14 protein-coding genes, 1 tRNA gene and 1 other RNA gene are annotated in these 17,578 nt (G+C 63.1%); 12 read left to right on the forward strand and 4 right to left on the reverse strand.

Annotated elements, in window-relative coordinates:
* Positions 1–157 precede the first annotated feature (157 nt).
* Positions 158–2,326, forward strand: coding sequence for a hypothetical protein (locus tag RIG82_04430; protein ID MEQ9460179.1), 2,169 nt, complete (start codon positions 158–160; stop codon positions 2,324–2,326).
* A 58-nt stretch (positions 2,327–2,384) separates the two neighbouring features.
* Here RIG82_04430 and rnpB read toward each other — a convergent pair.
* Positions 2,385–2,792: RNase P RNA component class A (gene rnpB / locus RIG82_04435), an RNA gene on the reverse strand.
* A 48-nt stretch (positions 2,793–2,840) separates the two neighbouring features.
* Here rnpB and RIG82_04440 point away from each other — a divergent pair.
* The 6 genes from RIG82_04440 (at position 2,841) to pth (ending at position 7,348) form a co-directional block, all read left to right on the forward strand.
* The gene (locus RIG82_04440; GenBank protein ID MEQ9460180.1) at positions 2,841–3,818 is read left to right on the forward strand and encodes a hypothetical protein; all 978 of its coding nucleotides are present in this window, start codon (positions 2,841–2,843) and stop codon (positions 3,816–3,818) included.
* Between the two features lie 201 nt (positions 3,819–4,019).
* Positions 4,020–4,091 (forward strand) — tRNA-Gln (locus tag RIG82_04445).
* A gap of 31 nt (positions 4,092–4,122) precedes the next feature.
* Positions 4,123–4,914 carry an NTP transferase domain-containing protein gene (locus tag RIG82_04450; protein ID MEQ9460181.1) on the forward strand — a complete coding sequence of 264 codons (792 nt, stop codon included), beginning with the start codon at positions 4,123–4,125 and terminating at the stop codon, positions 4,912–4,914.
* Positions 4,911–5,894, forward strand: a complete 984-nt coding sequence (locus RIG82_04455) for a ribose-phosphate pyrophosphokinase (protein MEQ9460182.1) — start codon at positions 4,911–4,913, stop codon at positions 5,892–5,894. The genes RIG82_04450 and RIG82_04455 overlap by 4 nt, the downstream gene beginning before the upstream one ends.
* A gap of 108 nt (positions 5,895–6,002) precedes the next feature.
* Positions 6,003–6,653, forward strand: a complete 651-nt coding sequence (locus tag RIG82_04460) for a 50S ribosomal protein L25 (protein MEQ9460183.1) — start codon at positions 6,003–6,005, stop codon at positions 6,651–6,653.
* Positions 6,654–6,778: 125 nt separating this feature from the next.
* Positions 6,779–7,348, forward strand: a complete 570-nt coding sequence (gene pth / locus RIG82_04465; GenBank protein MEQ9460184.1) for an aminoacyl-tRNA hydrolase — start codon at positions 6,779–6,781, stop codon at positions 7,346–7,348.
* Positions 7,349–7,352: 4 nt separating this feature from the next.
* Here pth and RIG82_04470 read toward each other — a convergent pair whose 3' ends face one another.
* Complete coding sequence (locus tag RIG82_04470; protein MEQ9460185.1) at positions 7,353–7,820, reverse strand: PTS sugar transporter subunit IIA; 468 nt, start codon at positions 7,818–7,820, stop codon at positions 7,353–7,355.
* A 230-nt stretch (positions 7,821–8,050) separates the two neighbouring features.
* On the opposite strand from RIG82_04470, the gene RIG82_04475 reads away from it, so the two are divergent.
* The 4 genes from RIG82_04475 to RIG82_04490 are packed head-to-tail and all read left to right on the forward strand — an operon-like array spanning position 8,051 to position 14,224.
* Positions 8,051–9,007, forward strand: a complete 957-nt coding sequence (locus RIG82_04475; protein MEQ9460186.1) for an ABC transporter ATP-binding protein — start codon at positions 8,051–8,053, stop codon at positions 9,005–9,007.
* A 16-nt stretch (positions 9,008–9,023) separates the two neighbouring features.
* Complete coding sequence (locus RIG82_04480; GenBank protein ID MEQ9460187.1) at positions 9,024–9,746, forward strand: ABC transporter permease; 723 nt, start codon at positions 9,024–9,026, stop codon at positions 9,744–9,746.
* Positions 9,737–11,890, forward strand: a complete 2,154-nt coding sequence (locus tag RIG82_04485) for a Gldg family protein (protein ID MEQ9460188.1) — start codon at positions 9,737–9,739, stop codon at positions 11,888–11,890. Before RIG82_04480 ends, RIG82_04485 begins: the two co-directional genes overlap by 10 nt.
* A 27-nt stretch (positions 11,891–11,917) precedes the next feature.
* Positions 11,918–14,224 carry a DUF4340 domain-containing protein gene (locus RIG82_04490; GenBank protein MEQ9460189.1) on the forward strand — a complete coding sequence of 769 codons (2,307 nt, stop codon included), beginning with the start codon at positions 11,918–11,920 and terminating at the stop codon, positions 14,222–14,224.
* Between the two features lie 19 nt (positions 14,225–14,243).
* Here RIG82_04490 and purF read toward each other — a convergent pair whose 3' ends face one another.
* The gene (gene purF, locus RIG82_04495) at positions 14,244–15,764 is read right to left on the reverse strand and encodes an amidophosphoribosyltransferase (protein ID MEQ9460190.1); all 1,521 of its coding nucleotides are present in this window, start codon (positions 15,762–15,764) and stop codon (positions 14,244–14,246) included.
* Between the two features lie 127 nt (positions 15,765–15,891).
* Entirely contained in the window at positions 15,892–16,266 is a 375-nt protein-coding gene (locus RIG82_04500) for a hypothetical protein (GenBank protein MEQ9460191.1), read from the reverse strand.
* A 173-nt stretch (positions 16,267–16,439) separates the two neighbouring features.
* Here RIG82_04500 and RIG82_04505 point away from each other — a divergent pair, with 173 nt between their 5' ends.
* Positions 16,440–17,552 carry an A/G-specific adenine glycosylase gene (locus RIG82_04505; protein MEQ9460192.1) on the forward strand — a complete coding sequence of 371 codons (1,113 nt, stop codon included), beginning with the start codon at positions 16,440–16,442 and terminating at the stop codon, positions 17,550–17,552.
* The last annotated feature ends 26 nt before the right edge of the window (positions 17,553–17,578 follow it).

Consider the following 17,578-nt stretch of genomic DNA (forward strand, 5'->3'; position numbering starts at 1 on the left):
CATCCCTCTTGCGGGGGTTGGCGGCAAGCTGGCGGGTGGTAAGCGCAGGCTCAATAAGCACCTGCGTAGGGTGTCTTGGAGCCTGGAGGGTTTGACGGTGGATCGGCCCGGTTTTACAGTGCGGCGGCCTTTGAATCCTTCATGGAGTAGTACGGCTATGACGGTATCGACACGTCCGATGGGCCGCGTGCTCATGGCTTTTGTGGTGGTTCTGCTTGGTTGGGCTGGCCCGACCTTTGGTCAGACTGCTGCATCGCTGTGGGATGATTTCAATCATTACCTTCTGATTGCGCGGCCGGAGCTTGCTTCGGGTGCTGGTCAGGCGTTGCTGCGTGAGGTGGAGAGGGACGACGCTCTGCTGCTTGAGGTGGTGGAGAACTCGGACTTTGCGGACTACGAGGGTGCGCTGGTTCGCGCGACTCGGGTTGAGGAAGTGGAGCCGGTGGCCAAGCGGCTGCTGGATCGGATTCAGGAGGCTCAGATCGGCGTGTCTCGTGACCCTGAGCGGATCCGAGCGAACATTGAGCGGTTGGCGATTAATCGTCGGGCGTTCATCAACGCTGTCGAGCGTCTGCGTGGGGCGGGTCAGTTTGCGGCCCCACTGCTACTGGACACGTTGCAGGATCGCCAGCAGGCGAATCTGCATCCGTTTGTTCAGGAGGCGATGGTGGCGATCGGCCGTTCGATGGTTTACCCGCTGTCGGAGGCGTTGCCCGAGCTTGATGCGGTGCAGCAGGGGCAGGTGGCTCAGGTGCTGTCTCGGATCGGGTATCCGCAGGCGCTTCCTTACCTGAAGCAGGCGATCGAGGACCCGTCGACGGACCCGACGGCGCTTGAGTCGTTGGTGGCTGCTCATAACGAGGTTCTTAAGACGATCAATATGCCACGGGACACGAGTGCGGCACTGCTTTATGTCGCTGCGGGTGAGGGGCAGTATGTGGCGGGGACGAATAACGCTGAGATTCCGGGTCTTGGTGCGGAGACGTATGACGCGACGTTGTGGGAGTACACGTCGGAGACCGGGCTGGTTCCGATCAAGGTGCCGGAGGCGATCTTTGCGGACGCTTTGGCGCTGCGGTCGTCGATCAAGGCGTTGAAGCTGGAGCCGGATACGGATGCGGCGATGACGCTGTTTTTGCGGTCGAATCTTCGTCGTGAGAACAGGCTGCCGAGTGACGAGGCTGATCCGAGTTATCCGACGGATATGTTGCCTGCGTCGTACTACGCGATGCTGGCTGGTCCGGCTCGGCTGCATGAGGTACTGGATCGTGCTCTGACGGATGAGGACCCGGTACTCGCGCTCGACGCGATTGCTGCACTGCGGAAGACGGCGGGGGCGAACGCTCTGATTCAGGGTGCATCGGGTCGGCAGCCGTTGCTGCGGGCACTGAGCTATCCGGATCGGCGGGTGCGGTTCATGGCGGCTGAGGCGCTGGCTTCGGCGAATCCGATGCAGACGTTCCCGGAGGCGGAGCGTGTGGTGCCGGTGCTGGGTGAAGCGGTGCGGCAGAACGATACGAAGTATGCGGCTGTGGTCGCGAATGACTTTGAGACGCTGAACACGCTGCTGGGTGTCTTGAATCAGCTTGGTTTTGAGGCGTTTGGCGGGTTGTCTCGTGAAGACCTCAATGATGAGATTGCGCTGCGGCCCGGCGTGGACCTGGTGGTTCTGGCACTGGGCGAGGGGGATGTCGAGGCGTTTTTCCTGGACACGAAGGGCGACACGCGTTTGGGTGCTACGCCTGTGCTGGCGTTGGTGTCGGTTGCTGAGCAGATCACGCTGACCGAGATGTTCCGAGCGGAGCCGCGGTTTACGACGGCGCTGATGACGGAGAACTCGTCGGCGCTTCGCGGAGCGATCGAGGTTGTGGCTGGTGATTATGAGGGTTATGCGATCACGGGTGATGAGGCGGAGGCGTTTGCGCTGACGGCTTTGGACCTGCTTGACCGGATTGGCGCGAGTCATCCGGTGTACTACGCGGGCGACGCTGAGGTCGCGATCATCGAGGCGCTGGATGACAGTCGGTCGGCTGTGATCGTTGCTGCGGGTCAGGTTCTTGAGAATCTGCCGTCGGCGGCGGCTCAGGCGGCGGTTGCGGATCACGCCCTGGAGTCGGAGGGTGAGATCCAACTCGCGTTGCTGACGAGCCTTGGTGAGTCGGCGCGTTACCACGGGAATCTGCTGGACAGCCGTCTGGTTGAAGGGGTCCGTGAGTTGGTGGTGAGCACGGACGGGGCGTTAGCGTTGGAGGCGGCGCGTGCTCATGGTGCGTTGATGCTGCCTACGGAATCGGGGGTTGATCAGATCCTGAAGTACGTCAGGTGATTGAGTGACTGTTCGAGATAGGACAAGGCCCCGTCGCGATGAGCGGCGGGGCCTTGTTATTTTGGCGTGGCTCGTAAGCCGAGTTCTGTGGCCCGCCGAGGCGGGTGGCGACCATTTCTCTAGGCCGGTCGTTGCCGATCGGCTCGAGCAGCCTACCCGCGGGGCCCCGTGAGGAACGAGCGGACCGCTCGTCCGCCGGAGCGGACCCCGCTGCTTGGCCTTGCACGCGGTGGGGTTTACCTTGCCTCTGCCGTCGCCGGCGGAGCGGTGCGCTCTTACCGCACCATTTCACCCTTGCCTGTGCCGAGGATTGCTCCCTGGCCATCGGCGGTGTGTTTTCTGTGGCACTGTCCCGCACCCGGCCGTCGCCAGCCGGGCGGGTGGGTGTTACCCACCACCGTGTCCTGCCGTGCTCGGACTTTCCTCGTGCCTCCCGAGGAGACACGCGGCCGCCACGGCCACGCCAAACGTACTTTAGCACTCTTGGGGTTGATCGGAGTGGTATTGTGAGGGGATGCCTCAGGGAGAGGACAACCTGGAAGTGGTGATCTGGTGCGACAAGGCGCGGCAGGGTCTTGTCGGCGAGGTGATCGGGGAGCTTGGCCGGGTGAGCGTTCTTGGGGTTGGCGGTCCGGTGTCGTCGCCGCCTGCTGAGTTGGCGGAGCGATTGAAGGTGGCTGTTGGGCGTGATCTAAGGAAGTTGGTGATCGACCAGCCGGCTCGGGTGGCGCTGCTTGCTGTTGAGAAGGCTCCGGGTGTGGAGCAGGTCGCCGAAGCTGCGGACCGGTGCGATCTTGTGTTGACCACGGACCTGCTGGCGGAGGGTCTTGATGCGGCGGCGGCTTTGCGGGACGAGCTGGGCGAACGGCTGGGTCGGGTGATCCTTGCGCCGCGGTTTTCGGAGGGTCCCGGGATGCTGGGGGCGAACGAGCCGTGGGAGGTGCTTGGGGAGCCGCGGCTGGCGGTGATTGAGTTCGATGCTCCGGCCGAGACGACAAGGCTGGTGACGAGTCTGTACCACGCGTGGCTGAGTGCGTTGGAGGCGTTGCCGATGCCAGACGAGGTACATGCGAGTCTGGTCCATGGGCGGTATGAGCCGGGGAAGGTTCTGAGCGGGTCGCTGGCGATCTCGGGGCGGTCGCCTGGGCGTGGGGCCGGTCTGCTGGCGGTTTCGGATCAGACCGGCCGGTGGGATCGGCGGCTGCGCCTGACGGGGCCGGAGGGATCGTTGGTGGTGACGGACGAGGGGTACACGCTTCATAACGATTCGGGTGTGGTGATCGATGAGCTGCCGGGTCCGAAGGCTGGGGCTTCACAAGCGGTGCTGATCGCCCGTAGTTTGCTGCGAGCGTTGGACCAATCGACTTATCCGCACGAGCAGGAACCGACGGCTCAGCGGGTGCTGGCGTGCTGTGAGGCGACACTGCTTAGCCTGCGGACGGGGCAGGCGGAGAACCCGGGGAAGCTGCTGAATCTGGGGATGCCGCTTTGATCCCAAGGGCCGGGGGGGCTATGCTTGTCGCACCTGAGAGCCGGGCGTGACGAGAGTGACCGAGGCACGCACACAGGGAAGCGGCGGACCGGACCGCGGCGGACTAAGCTCGAAGGGTGAATCCGGGTCCTCTCAGCCATCTTTCCTGACGCAGGTCGGGACCGATGAAGCCGACGGGGGCTCGACAGGAGCCCCCCGCGATGGCCCATGGTGTAATCGGCAGCACATCAGTTTTTGGTACTGAAAGTCGGGGTTCAAGTCCCTGTGGGCCAGCTTCACCGCTTCGAAGTGAAGGCGGTTTGCGATGAGTGTGTCCGCGAGCCCACAACCCGTGGATGCGATTCTGCTCGCGGCGGGCAAGGGCACGCGCATGGGTGGCGACCTGCCGAAGGTGCTTCACGCGGTCGCGGACCGGCCGATGATCCAGTGGGTGGTCGAGGCGTGCCGGGCTGCGGGTGTGGATCGTGTGATCGTGGTGGTGGGGTACAAGGCTGAGGATGTCGAAGCGTCTCTGGCGGGGTTTAAGAACGTACATTTTGTCACGCAGTCGGAGCAACTCGGGACCGGGCACGCGACCCAGATGGCTGCGCCACTTTTCGCTGACGATCCGCCTCGGGACGTGTTTGTTCTGGCGGGTGACGGCCCGCTGATTCGGGCGAAGACGCTCGAGCAGCTTCTTGATACCCATCGGAAGACCGGTGCGGACGCGTCGCTGGCGACGGCGGTTATCGATGACCCTTCGGGGTATGGTCGGATCACCCGGGATGCGGGTGGCGGGTTCACCGGGATTATTGAGCAGAAGGACGCGACCGCAGCGCAACTGGCGATCTGTGAGGTCAACCCGAGCTACTACTGCTTCCGGTCGGATGCGTTGTTTACGACGCTGTCGGATGTCAGTAATGACAACAAGCAGGGTGAGTATTACCTGACGGACGTGCCGGGGATCCTGCGGGGAGCGGGTCGTGCTGTGACGGTGGTGGATGCGGTGCCTGCTGATGATGTGCTGAGCATCAACACACCGGAGCAGCTAGCCGAAGTCGATCGGATTTTGAGAACCCGCCTTGTACAACCCCACGCCGAAGGACCCGGATTATGAGCCAGGCCGATCGCGATCACATCAAGCTCTTTGGTGGTAAGGGATCGCGCGAGCTGTGCGAGCGGATCTGTCGATACCTGAACCTGCCGGTGGGTCAGGGCAAGACCGAGATGTTCCCGGATGGCGAACTCATCGTGAAGATCGATGAGGACGTGCGTGGGCGCGACTGCTTTGTGATCCAGAGCACATCGAACCCGGTCAACACGCACCTGATGGAGTTGCTGATCTACATTGACTGTCTGCGTCGTGCGTCGGCGCAGCGGATCACGGCGGTGATTCCGTATTTTGGTTATGCGAGGCAGGATCGTAAGGATGAGGGGCGCACGCCGATTACCGCGAAGCTGGTGGCGAATCTGATCACGGCAGCGGGGGCGGATAGGGTGCTGACGATCGACCTGCACGCGGCCCAGATCCAGGGGTTTTTCGATCTGCCGGTGGATCATCTCAACGCTTCTCCGGTACTGATGGAGCATCTCAACACCATCAAGAAGGACATGGACCCGATCTGTCTGGTGAGCCCGGATGTCGGGAATGTGAAGCTGGCCTCGGTCTATGCCTCGATGCTGGGCGGGGAGTTCGCGATCATCGATAAGCGTCGGCGTTCGGGGACCGAGGTGGAGTCGGCGAACATCATCGGCGACGTGAGCGGGCGCAACATCATCATGGTCGATGACATGATCTCGACAGCGGGGACGATCTGTGAAGCGGCCAAGCTGCTGAAGGACCGCGGCGCGAAGGACATCATCGCGGCGTGTACGCACCCGGTGCTCGTAGGCCTGGCGATGGAGCGCATCCGCGATGCGCCGATCAGCAAGCTTATCGTGACGGACACGATCCCGGCGGGGCCACGATGCGCTCCAATCCAAGACAAGCTCGTCGAGCTGTCGGTGGCCAGCCTGCTGGGCGAAGCGATCCACCGTATCCACCACAACCAATCGGTGTCCAGCCTGTTTAGGGGCACCTCCAGCGGGAAACGCTAACCCCCCATACACACTCACCAAGTCCTCTAGAGGGATTCATCAAAGGCTTCAGATCGACAACTAACCACATCCTCCCGGCTTGAATCGGGACGCGAAGGAGAACGACTCATGGCCCACGACATTCCAGTGATTGAAGCTCAGACCCGAACGAAGCTTGGCACCCGTTATGCCAATCGGTTGCGTGCCGAGGGCAAGATGCCCGCGGTGTTGTACGGACACGGTATTGACCCGGTGCATCTCACGATCGACGGCAAGCTGCTGTTGGACGCGATTCTCGACCACGCTCACCTGATTGAGGTTAAGGTCGATGGGAAGGTCGAGGCGGCGCTGATCAAGGACCTGCAGTGGGACCACCTGAGCCGTTATCTGATCCACGCGGACCTGACGCGGGTGGATCGGAGCGAGCGTGTGGAGGTTGATGTTGAGATCAAGTTTGTTGGCTCGCCCAAGGCGCTGGAGGCGGCGGGTGCGGTGCTGGAGCATCCGTTGCAGGCGTTGACGATCGCGTCGCGTGCGGATGCCATCCCTGAGATGATCTCAGTGTCGATTGCTGAACTGACGACAGAGAACCCGATCCACGCGGGTGATATCACGCTGCCTGAGGGCGTGGAGCTGGTCACCGAGGCCGATACGGTGGTGGCGGCGATCACGATCGCGCGTGAGGAAGAGGAAGAGGACGTCGATGTCGAGGGTGAAGAAGGCGGAGCCGAGCCGGAGGTCATCGGCAAGGCGAAGGAGAGGGAAGGCGACGAGGACTGATCCAACAGTCCGAACTGGAGTTCATGACACCACCCCGCACCCCGGTTCGGGGTGGTGTTTTTTGCCTTGGGGATGACGGCTGAGGCGATAGAGACAGAGCGTTTGCACTTGAGTGGAATCGACGTATGAAGCTGATCGTTGGCCTAGGTAATCCCGGACCCGAGTACGCCAAGACGCGGCACAATGCGGGGTTCATGGTGATTGAGCGGCTCGCGCAGCGGTTCGGGCTAGGTCGTGGCAAGTCACGCTTTTCGGGGCAGTATCTGGATGGCCAGATTGGTGGCGGCAAGGCGGGGCTGTTGATGCCGATGGTGTACATGAATCGGTCGGGGCAATCGGTCGTGGAGGCATTGAACTTCTTCAAGCTGACGGCTGAGGATGTGTTGATTCTGGTTGATGACATTGCGCTGCCTTGTGGGGCGATCCGGTTGCGGCCCGAGGGCGGGGCGGGCGGGCACAATGGGCTGAAGGACATCGAGAATCGGCTGGGCACTCGGGCTTATCCGAGGCTGCGGATCGGGATCGACCCGCCTGGGCGGATTCCTCAGGCGGACTATGTGTTGGGGCGATTTTCGCCGGATCAGCAGGCGATGGTTGAGCCGGCGCTTGATCGTGCTGCGGACGCGGCGGAGACGTGGCTCACGAAAGGAATCGAGACGGCGATGAATCGGTACAACACGTCCGCAGAAGGTTAGGGTGTCAGACCGCTGCGGATTCTTCGTGGCGGACGATCAGTTCATAGAGCGAGGCTGAATCGGGCGCCTGCTTGAGGTCGTTGCGGAGGTTTTCGTCGGTGAGCATCCGGCTGATTTTGGCGAGGGCCTGGATGTGGGGGCCGGTCTGGTCGAGGGGTGAGGCGAGGAGGATGATCAGGTCAACGGGTTTGCCGTCGATGGCGCCGAAGTCGATGGCCTCCGCCGGGCGGCCGATGGCCATGCGCAGGCGATCAACGCCAGAGGCTTTGCCGTGGGGGATGCCGATGCCGTGGCCGATGCCGGTGGTGCGGGTCTGCTCGCGTTGCCAGATGGCCTGCTTGAGCTCGTCAGCGGAGGCGATGGGGGACTTCTCGGCGAGCATTTCGGCGAGCTCGTCGATGACGGCGTGCTTATCGGTGCCCGCGAGAGGGACGACCACGCAGTCGGGCTGGAGAATGTCGGTCAGGCGCATCGTTCTCATCCATGAACTGACGACCGGTCTGCTACGTAAGCCCCCAACCGGGCCCGCACCATACTGACGGTGCGCGCGGCGGGCAAACCCGAGGCCGGGCGGTTCGACGCTTGTGGCGGCAAGCCCTAAACTGCTAAACCCGGCTGACGGCAAGCGGGGTATGCCCAACGCCAAGCAGCGTCACTGAACTCGGGTCCGCAGCACCCCAGGCACGCCTCAGAGGACGCCCCATGATTCAAGCAGATCGACTGGTCAAGTGGTACGGCCCGACGCTCGCCGTCGATCACGTCTCGCTGGAGGTTCCGCAGGGGCAGATCGTTGGTTTTCTGGGTCCGAATGGGGCGGGGAAATCGACGACGATCCGGATGCTGACGGGGTACCTGCCGCCTTCATCGGGGACGGCGAGCATCGAGGGGCACAACATCCAGACGGCGTCACGGGAGGCGCGGGCTCGGATCGGTTATCTGCCCGAGTCGACGCCGTTGTATCCAGAGATGCGGGTGAGCGAGTATCTGGAGTTTCGCGGGAAGCTGATGGGGATGAACCGGGCGGATCGGAAGTCGCGGTCGGGGCTGGTGATTGATCGCTGCGGGCTGACGCCGGTGCGGAGGCGGACGATCGGTCGGCTGTCGAAGGGGAATCGTCAGCGCGTGGGGCTGGCTCAGGCGTTGCTGCACAGTCCGCCGGTGCTGATTCTGGATGAGCCGACGTCGGGGCTGGACCCGGCGCAGATCGGTCAGTTCAGGAAGCTGGTTCGTGAGTTGGCGGACAGCCACACGATTCTGTTGTCATCGCACATCCTGCCCGAGATCGAGAAGACGGCGGACCGTGTGATCATGATCGCGGCGGGGCGACTTGTTGCAGAGGGGACCATCGACGAACTCCGGAGCAAGACCACGACGGGTGGAAGGCTGATCCTCGAAGCGAAGGCTGACGCGAATACGTTGCGACAGCTGCTTGAAGGTGAGTCGCGGCTTGCTGACCTAAGCGTCAGCGACCAGGCGGGCGGCTGGACGCAGGCGACGCTGACGCCTCGAGACGCTGAGGACCTGCGGGAATCGGTTGCCCAGCGGCTGGCTTCGGCCAATATTCTGATCCGTGAGTTGCGGGTTGAAGCGCCTTCGCTTGAAGCGTTCTTTATTGAGATGACCGCCACGCAGACGCGGGCCGAGAGCCCTGCGGCCTGAATCGGGACGAGTGACTATGACCGCCACCTGGACGATCGCCAAACGAGAAACGCTGAGTCTTTTCTACGCGCCGGTGGCGTATCTGGTGCTCGGGCTGTTCGCGACGATCGCGTCGATGATCTTCCTTGGCGTGTTCGATTCGGGAGCGCCAGCGAGTCTTCGGTATCAGTTCACGGGGATCGTCTGGCTGCTGGCGTTCACACTCCCGGCGATCTCGATGCGTCTGCTCTCCGAAGAGATACGCACCGGCACGCTGGAGCTGATCATGACCGCGCCGGTCTCGGACCTTCAGCTTGTGATGGGGAAATGGCTGGGTGCGATGGGTTTTTATCTGGCGATGCTCTCACCGGTGCTGATCCATATTGCGATGCTGGAGGTCCACGGGCGGCCGGACTATGGCCCGATCATCACGGGATTTGTCGGGATGATCCTCGTCGGCGGGTTGTATCTGGCGATCGGTGCGTTTGCCTCGGCGATGAGTGACTCGCAGATCGTGGCGTACATGGTGACGGCGCTGTTCACGGGGATGCTCACGATCGGCATGGCAATCCTCCCTGGCGCCGTGTCGTGGTTCCCGGGCTGGGCGCGGGAGGCTTGCTACTACCTGTCGGTTGATCGTCAGTACGAGGACTTCGCCAAAGGGCTGATTGATACGAGTAACTTCGTGTACTTCGCTTCGTTGACGGGTTTGTTCCTGTTCCTCGCCGTGAAGCTGATCGAGAGCCGACGATGGCGATAACCCCCCCCACCTCCCCACCTCCATCCTCATCTGCACCTCCGACTGCTTCCGCTCGCCGGTCGCCGGGGCGTGCGACGATCGGGCTGAGTGTGGTGCTGGCCGTGCTGGCGGCGGTCGCGCTGACGGTGCTGGTGAACTTCATCGCGTACCGGCAACTGGTGCGTTTTGATTTCACGCAGACCGGGCGATACAGCCTGTCGCAGCAGACCCAACAGGTGCTCGAGAATCTTGATTCGGATCACGAGGTGATCGGGCTGTTCGCGGTGACGTCTGAACCGGCGCAGCAGCTCGCGGACCTGCTGCGTGAGTATGACCTGCGGTCGGATCGGGTTGATGTGCGGATGATCCCGCCGGGCGGTGACCCGGTGGCGCTGGACCGTTTTTATGCCGAGCTTCAGGGGCTGTATGCGGAGCAGGTTGAGCCCGCTGCGGAGACACTGAATCGCTCGATCGAGGCGATGTCGGGTCTGCTTGGGGCTGCGACGCCAGCGCTGGCTGATCTGGCGAGTGCGCTGGATGCTTCGAATGCTTCGGGGGCGAATGCGGATCGCTTGCGGCAACTGGTCACGGTGCTGCGTCAGCTCCCTCCTTCGTGGACACAGCAGGCGGAGGCGTGGCGTCGGTTGTTGGATGAGCCGCTGCCGCCGGTGGCGTCGATGCGTTCTGAGTTCTCGGGGTTTCTTGATCAGGTCAATCGGCAGATGCTGGCTGCGGCGACGGCGTGGCTGGATGAGGCATCGAGTGATCGCTCGCTTCCGCCAGCGGTGCGCGACGCGACGATCCGGGCGGCGTCGGCTTCGGACAGCCTGCGCGACGGTGTGGAGGCGTTGATTGATCAACTCGCAACGATTCATGGACTTGAGGAGTACGACCAGCTCACGCGCGATCTTCGGCGGGATGGCGTGGTGGTGCTCTCGGAGCGCAACGCGCGGGTGATCGCGTTCGAGCAGATGATTCAGCCGCCTACGCAGGCACCGACCTCGGATCAGGAGAGTGAGTACCGGTTCCTCGCGGAGGAGAAGATCACCGGTTCGTTGATCAGTCTGTCGATGGAGCAGCGCCCGCTGGCGGTGTTTGTGTCGATTGGGGCGTCCCCGCCAGCGACGGGTCCGCGGGGTGCGTTTGAATACGTTGCTTCACGGCTGCGGTCGGCTGATTTTGAGATTACGGAGTGGAATCCTTCCGGTCGGCCGGGGCCGATGGGTCAGCCGATGCCCTCGGGCCCCCCGCCGATGCCGGAAACGGGTCAGCCTGCGGTGTGGATCGTTCTGCCCGCCCCGCCACCCGATCCTCGCAACCCGATGGCGGGCAGCAACGTCGCTGCGTTGGATCAGGTTGCCGGGTTGCTTCGACAGCGCCTCGCGGCGGGAGATGGCGTGCTGGTTTCGCTGGGCAACGACCCCGGGGCACGCTTCGGCACGACGAACCCGCTGGCGGATCTGGCCGGTGACTTCGGCATCAACCCGCAACTCGATCGAATCATCCTGGTTGAGCGGCAGGAAGGCGAGCGACGCACCCGCGCGACGAGCTACCACGAGGTTCGTACCTGGCCCGATGATCATCCGGTCGCCAAGGCGATTGAGGGGCTTCCCGCGATCTTCATGCAGGCGAGTCCGATCGAACTGACGACGGTTGAAACAGATGGTGACTCGGCTGCGGCCATCGAGGCTATTGCGTTGGCCACGCTGAGCAGCCCGCGCACGTGGGCGAGCACCGAAGTCGGAGCCGCGGGCGATCTCGAAAGCCTGGTGTACGAGCCGGAACAGGGTGCAGATCGGTTCATCGTTGCCGCTGCTGGTGAGCGCATTCAGGAGACGGGCAGTGCTCGGCTGGTTGTCGTTTCTGATCCCGTCTGGTCGGCGGATCAGATCACGACCTACGGTATCACCGGGCTTGGGGCGCAGCTGGGCTTTCCCGAGTTTGCTCTGTATCCCGGGAACGCTGAGCTGTTTGTGAACTCCGTCTACTGGCTGGGGCATCTGGACCACCTGATCGCGGCGGGCTCGCGGACGCAGCGGGTGCCGCGGATTGGTGAGGTGTCCGGGGAGTTGTTGACGGCGTACACCTATGGTCTGCTGCTTGGTTTGCCCGCATTGGTGCTCGTCGCGGGTGTAACGGTCTATACGATCCGGCGTTCGGGCTGACCCCTACTTGATCACACTCTGACTGCCATGAACATCAAGACCACCCTTGCTCTGCTGCTCCTGCTCTCCGGCGTCACGGCCTACGTTTTCTTCTTTGAACTTGGAAACACGACGACCTACGAGCGCGATGAAGAGGCTGCGCAGGCGATTGAACTCGAAGGCGATCCCCTGCTCCCCGCTGAGGTACGGCCTGCGGTGTCGGAGATTGTTCGTATTGACCTTGACTACGACGAACAGAGTGTGACGCTTGAGCGCAGGGGAAACGGCTGGGCGCAGACCGCTCCGGCTTCGTTCCCGCTACAGGCGTTTGCCATCGATCGGGTCGCGCGGGAGCTGCTGGAGATGAGGCGGTTCGATTCGCTCGATGCGACTGACGAAAACGTCACGCTGGCGCAGCTCGACGAGCCTCGTGCGACGATCACGCTGACGACTTCGGATGGGACACCGATCACCGCACAGCTGGGCAAACGGCTGCCTGGCGAACGTGCTTACCTGCAACTTGATCGTGAATCCGAGATCCTGGTCACGGATGACGATCTGCATCTGGCGATCTTTGATGAGGGCATCTGGAACTGGCGGGCCACCACGCTTGATGCGCCGGGGATCGGCCAGACACGGGCGTTGTTCATCCGACCACGTGATGAAGAACCCGTGACCCTCCATCAGCAGGCCACGCGATGGACGCTGGATCGTGAGGGCATCGAGCGGGCCGATCAGACGGCGGTGGCTGATACGATTCGTGCGCTGCAGCGGCTGCGCATCGATGCGTTTACCGCAGATAACCCTGAGGATTTGGCTCTCTACGGTCTTGACCGACCAACGCTGACCATCACCTCTGTCCACACCCCCCCCGCCCCCCCGCCCCCCCCTGCTGTTGACGCCACGGCTTCTGCAACTGGAGCGGATCATGCTTCCGGTTCTGAGCTTCCCGCTCCGGGAGGGGAGTCGCCGGAGCCTCCGCTGGTGCTCATCGTTGGCGGGCCGGCTGATATGGAGACGACGACACGGTTTGCGGCGATCACCCGGGGTGATGAGCCGATTGATGTGGTGTTCACAGTGCGTGGCACTGATCTAGAGCCGTTCCGCAAAACGGTTGATGACCTGCGCGACGCACGGGTGCTGGGTGTTGCGCCTGCGGATATCGCCACGGTGATGGCTGATACTCGCGTTGAGCGCTACGGTATCATCCGGGAAGATGATGCGCGACTGCGCTTCACCGCACCATCGCCTGACTACAGCCCGGACTCCGGTATCACAGCGTCGTCGATTGAAGATCTCGCTAACCTGCGCGGTCTTGGCTTTGTTGGTCTGGATCGTGTTGGTGAGGGCATCGCGGAGCTTGATATCAGCATCACGGGCGAGCCTGAGCCCATCCGCATCGCGGTCTACCAACCCACGGAGATCGAGGGAGACGACGACTCGGAGCCGCGGCTGATGGTGGTTCGTGATCCCGAGCCTTTTGGATATCTCGTCAGTCCCGACATACTGCAGGCGTGGCTCGATGGCCCGCTGTCGCTGCGTGACCGCACGGTTCTGACCGTTCCGGCGGATGCGATCACACAGGTCGAGGTCCGCTACCCCGAACGGCAAACGGTGGAACTGGTGCGGAAGCCGGATGGTTCTGACTGGACGGTGCAGGGTAACGTGACGAGTTCCGAGGCGGTGCCATGGTTGATCAGCGAGCTTGCCAATCTTCGCGCTGAGACCTGGCTAGAGACCGAGAACAAGCCCGCCGAACGCACGGAGGCGGAGTTGTGCACCATCACGGTGTGGACGGGCGATGCGGCTCAGCCAGCCGCTCGGATCACGGTGGATGCCATGGCCGCAGCCGGTTATCTCGCGACAGATATCAATGACTGGTTCACCCTAAGCCCTGAAGCACTCGACGCGCTGCTGGCGGAGTTTCGATCCACGGACCTGCTGGTCGCCTCGCCTGCGGACATCGAGCGGGTTGTGCTTAGGCAGGGCACCACGACTCTTGAACTGCGACGCGAAGCCAATGGCACTGTGCTCATCGACGGGCGTGAAGCGATTGATCCCGAGTCGGCGACGCTGCTGCTCGATCGGCTGACCCGCCTGCGTGCCACCAGGCTTCTTACGGATCGCCATCGCCCCGACCCGGATCTCGGGACGACGCTGACGATCCATCTCAGCGCGGGCGGATCGCGCACGCTGCAACTGACGGATCGTGAGCCACGTCAGTTCCTGTTGCCTGTGGCTGATGACGCCCGGGTAGCAGTGTTTGACCGCCAGCCCGTTCTGCTGAGTCGGTCCTTGCTGGAGAGCGTCGACAGCCTGATCAGCCTTGAGAACGCCCCGCTGAGTCTTGAGTAGTTTGCCGGGCGAGGGTGGATCAGCGGCCACTGAGATCGGAGAGGGCTGTGTCACTGGCGAAGAGAGCCTGCTTTCGCTGCTGCTTGGCCTGATCGTTACGCTCTTGATTGAGCCGATCGAGGTAAGGCGTGTCGATGTCGCCGGTGACGTAGACGCCATCGAACACCGAGCACTCGAAGCGGTCGATCGTCGGATTCCCCTCTTTGGCTGCAGCCGTCAGGTCTTCAAGGTCCTGATAGACCAGCCAGTCGGCGCCGATGGCTTCGGCGACTTCGGCGTCGGTGCGGCCGTGGGCGATGAGTTCACTGGGTGAGGGCATGTCGATGCCGTAGACGTTGGGGTATCGGATCGCGGGGGCTGCGGAGCAGTAGAAGACCTTCTTGGCACCGGCGTCGCGGGCCATCTGGATGAGCTGCCGGCAGGTGGTCCCGCGGACGATTGAGTCATCGACGAGGAGGACGCTTTTGCCCTTGAACTCCAGGCCGATGGGGTTGAGCTTCTGGCGGACACTCTTATCGCGGACCTCCTGGCCCGGCATAATGAAGGTGCGGCCGATGTAGCGGTTCTTGATGAAGCCCTCGCGATACTTAAGCCCGAGGTCGTTGGCGAGTTGGAGGGCGGAGGTCCGGCTGGTGTCGGGGATCGGGATGACGACGTCGATCTGATCTTTGACGCCCAAGCGGTCGAGCTTCTTCGCGAGGCGTTCGCCCATGCGCAGCCGGGCTTTGTAGACCGAGATCCTGTCCATGATCGAGTCGGGCCGCGCCAAGTAGACGTGCTCGAAGATGCAAGGGCTGAGGCTGGCCTCGTGGGCACAGAGTTCCGAGTGCAGCTCGCCCTGATCGGTGACGTAGACGGCCTCGCCTGGCGCGACATCGCGGATCATCTCGAAGCCCAAAGCATCCATGGCGACCGACTCGGATGCTATGAGGTACTCGACGCCGAGGAGGCTCTCGCGTCGACCGATGACGAGCGGGCGGATGCCATGCGGGTCGCGGACGCCGACCATGCCGTAGCCGGCAATCATCGCGACGAAGGCATAGGCCCCCCGGCATCTGCGGTGTAGTCGGCGGACCGCCTCGAAGATGTCAGCGGGCTCCGGACGGAGCTTGTGCAGAGAACCGAGTTCGTGGGCGAGGACGTTGAGAAGAGCCTCGGAATCCGAACCGGTGTTGACGTGTCTCAGGTCGGAGCGGAACAGCTCAGCGGTGAGGGATTCGGTGTTGGTGAGGTTGCCGTTGTGGGCCAGCGTGATCCCGTAAGGCGAGTTGACGTAGAACGGCTGGGCCTCGTTGCCCGAGCAGCTCCCGGCGGTCGGGTAGCGGCAGTGGCCGATGCCCATGTTGCCGGTGAGGGTGGTGACCGTGTCGGGAGTGAACACGTCCCGGACCAAGCCGTTGCCCTTGCGGAGCATGAGTCGCCCCCGGTCACAGGTCACGATTCCTGCGGCATCCTGGCCGCGGTGCTGGAGCACCGTCAGGGCGTCGTACAAGTCACGACAGACATCGGCCTGAGCCACAATCCCGGCGATGCCACACAAGGGTTCTGGCTCCGTGTTGACGGCTCGCAGGTCCTGGTCACGCCCGTCGCGCTGACCCTGCGCTCACAGTAGCCCTGCTGCAGAACCCGGTCAAGAAAACAAGGTCATCACCCGCCCTGCGACGCCATCAAGCCCTGCGGAGCGGCTCGGGTTGGGTGACGAAGTTCACTTCGAGGTAGCGGGCCACGTAGTCGATGATGCTGTCGGCCTCGGGGATGTCGGGGTTGTTGGTCGAGCCCATCGGCTCGAAGCGCATGCCCTTGAACCGGCGGACGGCTTCTTCGAGAGGCAGGCCGTATTGCAGCGCAAGCGAGAAAGCTCGGCAGTAGGCCTGGACCATGCCCGAGAGTGTCGAGCCTTCCTTGGACATCTTGATGAAAACCTCGCCCGGCCGACCGTCCTGGAACAAGCCAATCGTCAGGTACCCCTCGTACCCCATGATCTGGAACTTGTGGGTGAGCGACTCTCGGGTCTCGGGAAGGCTGCTGCGCTGTCCAAGCATCAAAACGGCTCCTGATTCAGTCACGAGGCGAACCCGCCAGTCTAGCGAAAGTCAGTCCTGCGATGCATCCTAAGATCGGCCTGAACCGGTTATCGTCTCCAATCACCCCCCTCCCCCCCCCACCCCCCGCACCCGCACCCGCACAGCACCCCTAACTTGTCACACACGCTCTGATGACCGCGAACACCGATCGGCAACATCTGGTCACCGCCCTGCTCGCCTGGCACCGGGAGCATCGTCGGGACCTGCCCTGGCGGGCTCCCTGGTGCTCACGCCCAGATCCGTACCGGGTGCTGGTGTCCGAGGTCATGCTGCAGCAGACCCAGGTGGCGACGGTGATCCCGTACTTCCAGCGGTTCATCGAGGCCTTTCCGTCGATCGAAGCCCTGGCGGCGGCGGACCCCGATCGGGTGATGAAGCTCTGGCAGGGCCTGGGGTACTACAGCCGCGCCCGGCGGCTGCAGGCGTGCGCTCAGGCGATCGCCGCGCAGCATGGCGGACGGGTGCCGAGCACCTTCGAGGCGTTGCGAGCCCTGCCCGGGCTGGGCGACTACACCGCGGGCGCGATCGCGTCGATCGCGTTCGGGCTTCCGGTCCCCGCGATCGACGGCAACGTCTCACGGGTGCTGTCAAGGATCGATGACATTGACCTACCGGTTGATCGACCCGAGGGCAAGCGTGCTGTGCGAGAAGCGGCCACCGGGATGCTGGCCGTCCTGTCGAAATCCGATGTGGGGGGGGCGTGGGGTGTGGATGTGGGGGGGGGAATGGTGAATGAGTCGTTGATGGAGTTGGGTGCGACGATCTGTACGCCACGGGAACCGAAGTGCCTGCACTGCCCGGTGTCGGATCACTGCCTGGGGCTTGCGCGTGGAACAGTCGCTCAGCGGCCGATCACCACGCCCAAGCGGGACCCGCGGGCGGTTGAGCATCATGTGGTCGCCATGGAGCGGAAAGGGAAGTTTCTCTTTCGGCAGCGACCCTCAGCCGGGCTGTGGGCCGAGATGTGGGAGCTCCCGACGCTTGAGCGAGAGAGCGTCAAGGCTGCGACGCTGGTGGACTGGGCGGCGTCGTCGTTTGGCTTGGTGCTGAGTCAGCCCAAAAAGAGTCAGGCCTTCGAGCACCGGACAACGCACCGGCTGATCACCTTCACGCTCTGGCGGGCGGAGGTGTCGAGCGGGCGACTGAAAGCGGGCTCCGGGCTTTGGCGCAAACCGAGTGATGTGGATGACCTGCCGTTGGCGAACCCGCAGGTGCGGGTGGTGGGGCTGATCGATGACAGCTGACGGCTTATGGTCATCGTTCTGCTTTG

The organism is Phycisphaeraceae bacterium, from assembly GCA_040222855.1.
Lineage (GTDB): Bacteria > Planctomycetota > Phycisphaerae > Phycisphaerales > Phycisphaeraceae > Mucisphaera.

Excerpts from the sequence above, each read along its gene's own strand:
- RIG82_04505 (MEQ9460192.1), top strand. The coding sequence starts at position 16,440 with ATGACCGCGAACACCGATCGGCAACATCTGGTCACCGCCCTGCTCGCC.
- RIG82_04455 (MEQ9460182.1), top strand. The coding sequence starts at position 4,911 with ATGAGCCAGGCCGATCGCGATCACATCAAGCTCTTTGGTGGTAAGGGA.
- pth (MEQ9460184.1), top strand. The coding sequence starts at position 6,779 with ATGAAGCTGATCGTTGGCCTAGGTAATCCCGGACCCGAGTACGCCAAG.
- RIG82_04430 (MEQ9460179.1), top strand. The coding sequence starts at position 158 with ATGACGGTATCGACACGTCCGATGGGCCGCGTGCTCATGGCTTTTGTG.
- RIG82_04485 (MEQ9460188.1), top strand. The coding sequence starts at position 9,737 with ATGGCGATAACCCCCCCCACCTCCCCACCTCCATCCTCATCTGCACCT.
- RIG82_04490 (MEQ9460189.1), top strand. The coding sequence starts at position 11,918 with ATGAACATCAAGACCACCCTTGCTCTGCTGCTCCTGCTCTCCGGCGTC.
- RIG82_04500 (MEQ9460191.1), bottom strand. The coding sequence starts at position 16,266 with ATGCTTGGACAGCGCAGCAGCCTTCCCGAGACCCGAGAGTCGCTCACC.
- RIG82_04470 (MEQ9460185.1), bottom strand. The coding sequence starts at position 7,820 with ATGCGCCTGACCGACATTCTCCAGCCCGACTGCGTGGTCGTCCCTCTC.
- RIG82_04480 (MEQ9460187.1), top strand. The coding sequence starts at position 9,024 with ATGACCGCCACCTGGACGATCGCCAAACGAGAAACGCTGAGTCTTTTC.
- RIG82_04450 (MEQ9460181.1), top strand. The coding sequence starts at position 4,123 with ATGAGTGTGTCCGCGAGCCCACAACCCGTGGATGCGATTCTGCTCGCG.
- RIG82_04440 (MEQ9460180.1), top strand. The coding sequence starts at position 2,841 with ATGCCTCAGGGAGAGGACAACCTGGAAGTGGTGATCTGGTGCGACAAG.
- RIG82_04460 (MEQ9460183.1), top strand. The coding sequence starts at position 6,003 with ATGGCCCACGACATTCCAGTGATTGAAGCTCAGACCCGAACGAAGCTT.
- RIG82_04475 (MEQ9460186.1), top strand. The coding sequence starts at position 8,051 with ATGATTCAAGCAGATCGACTGGTCAAGTGGTACGGCCCGACGCTCGCC.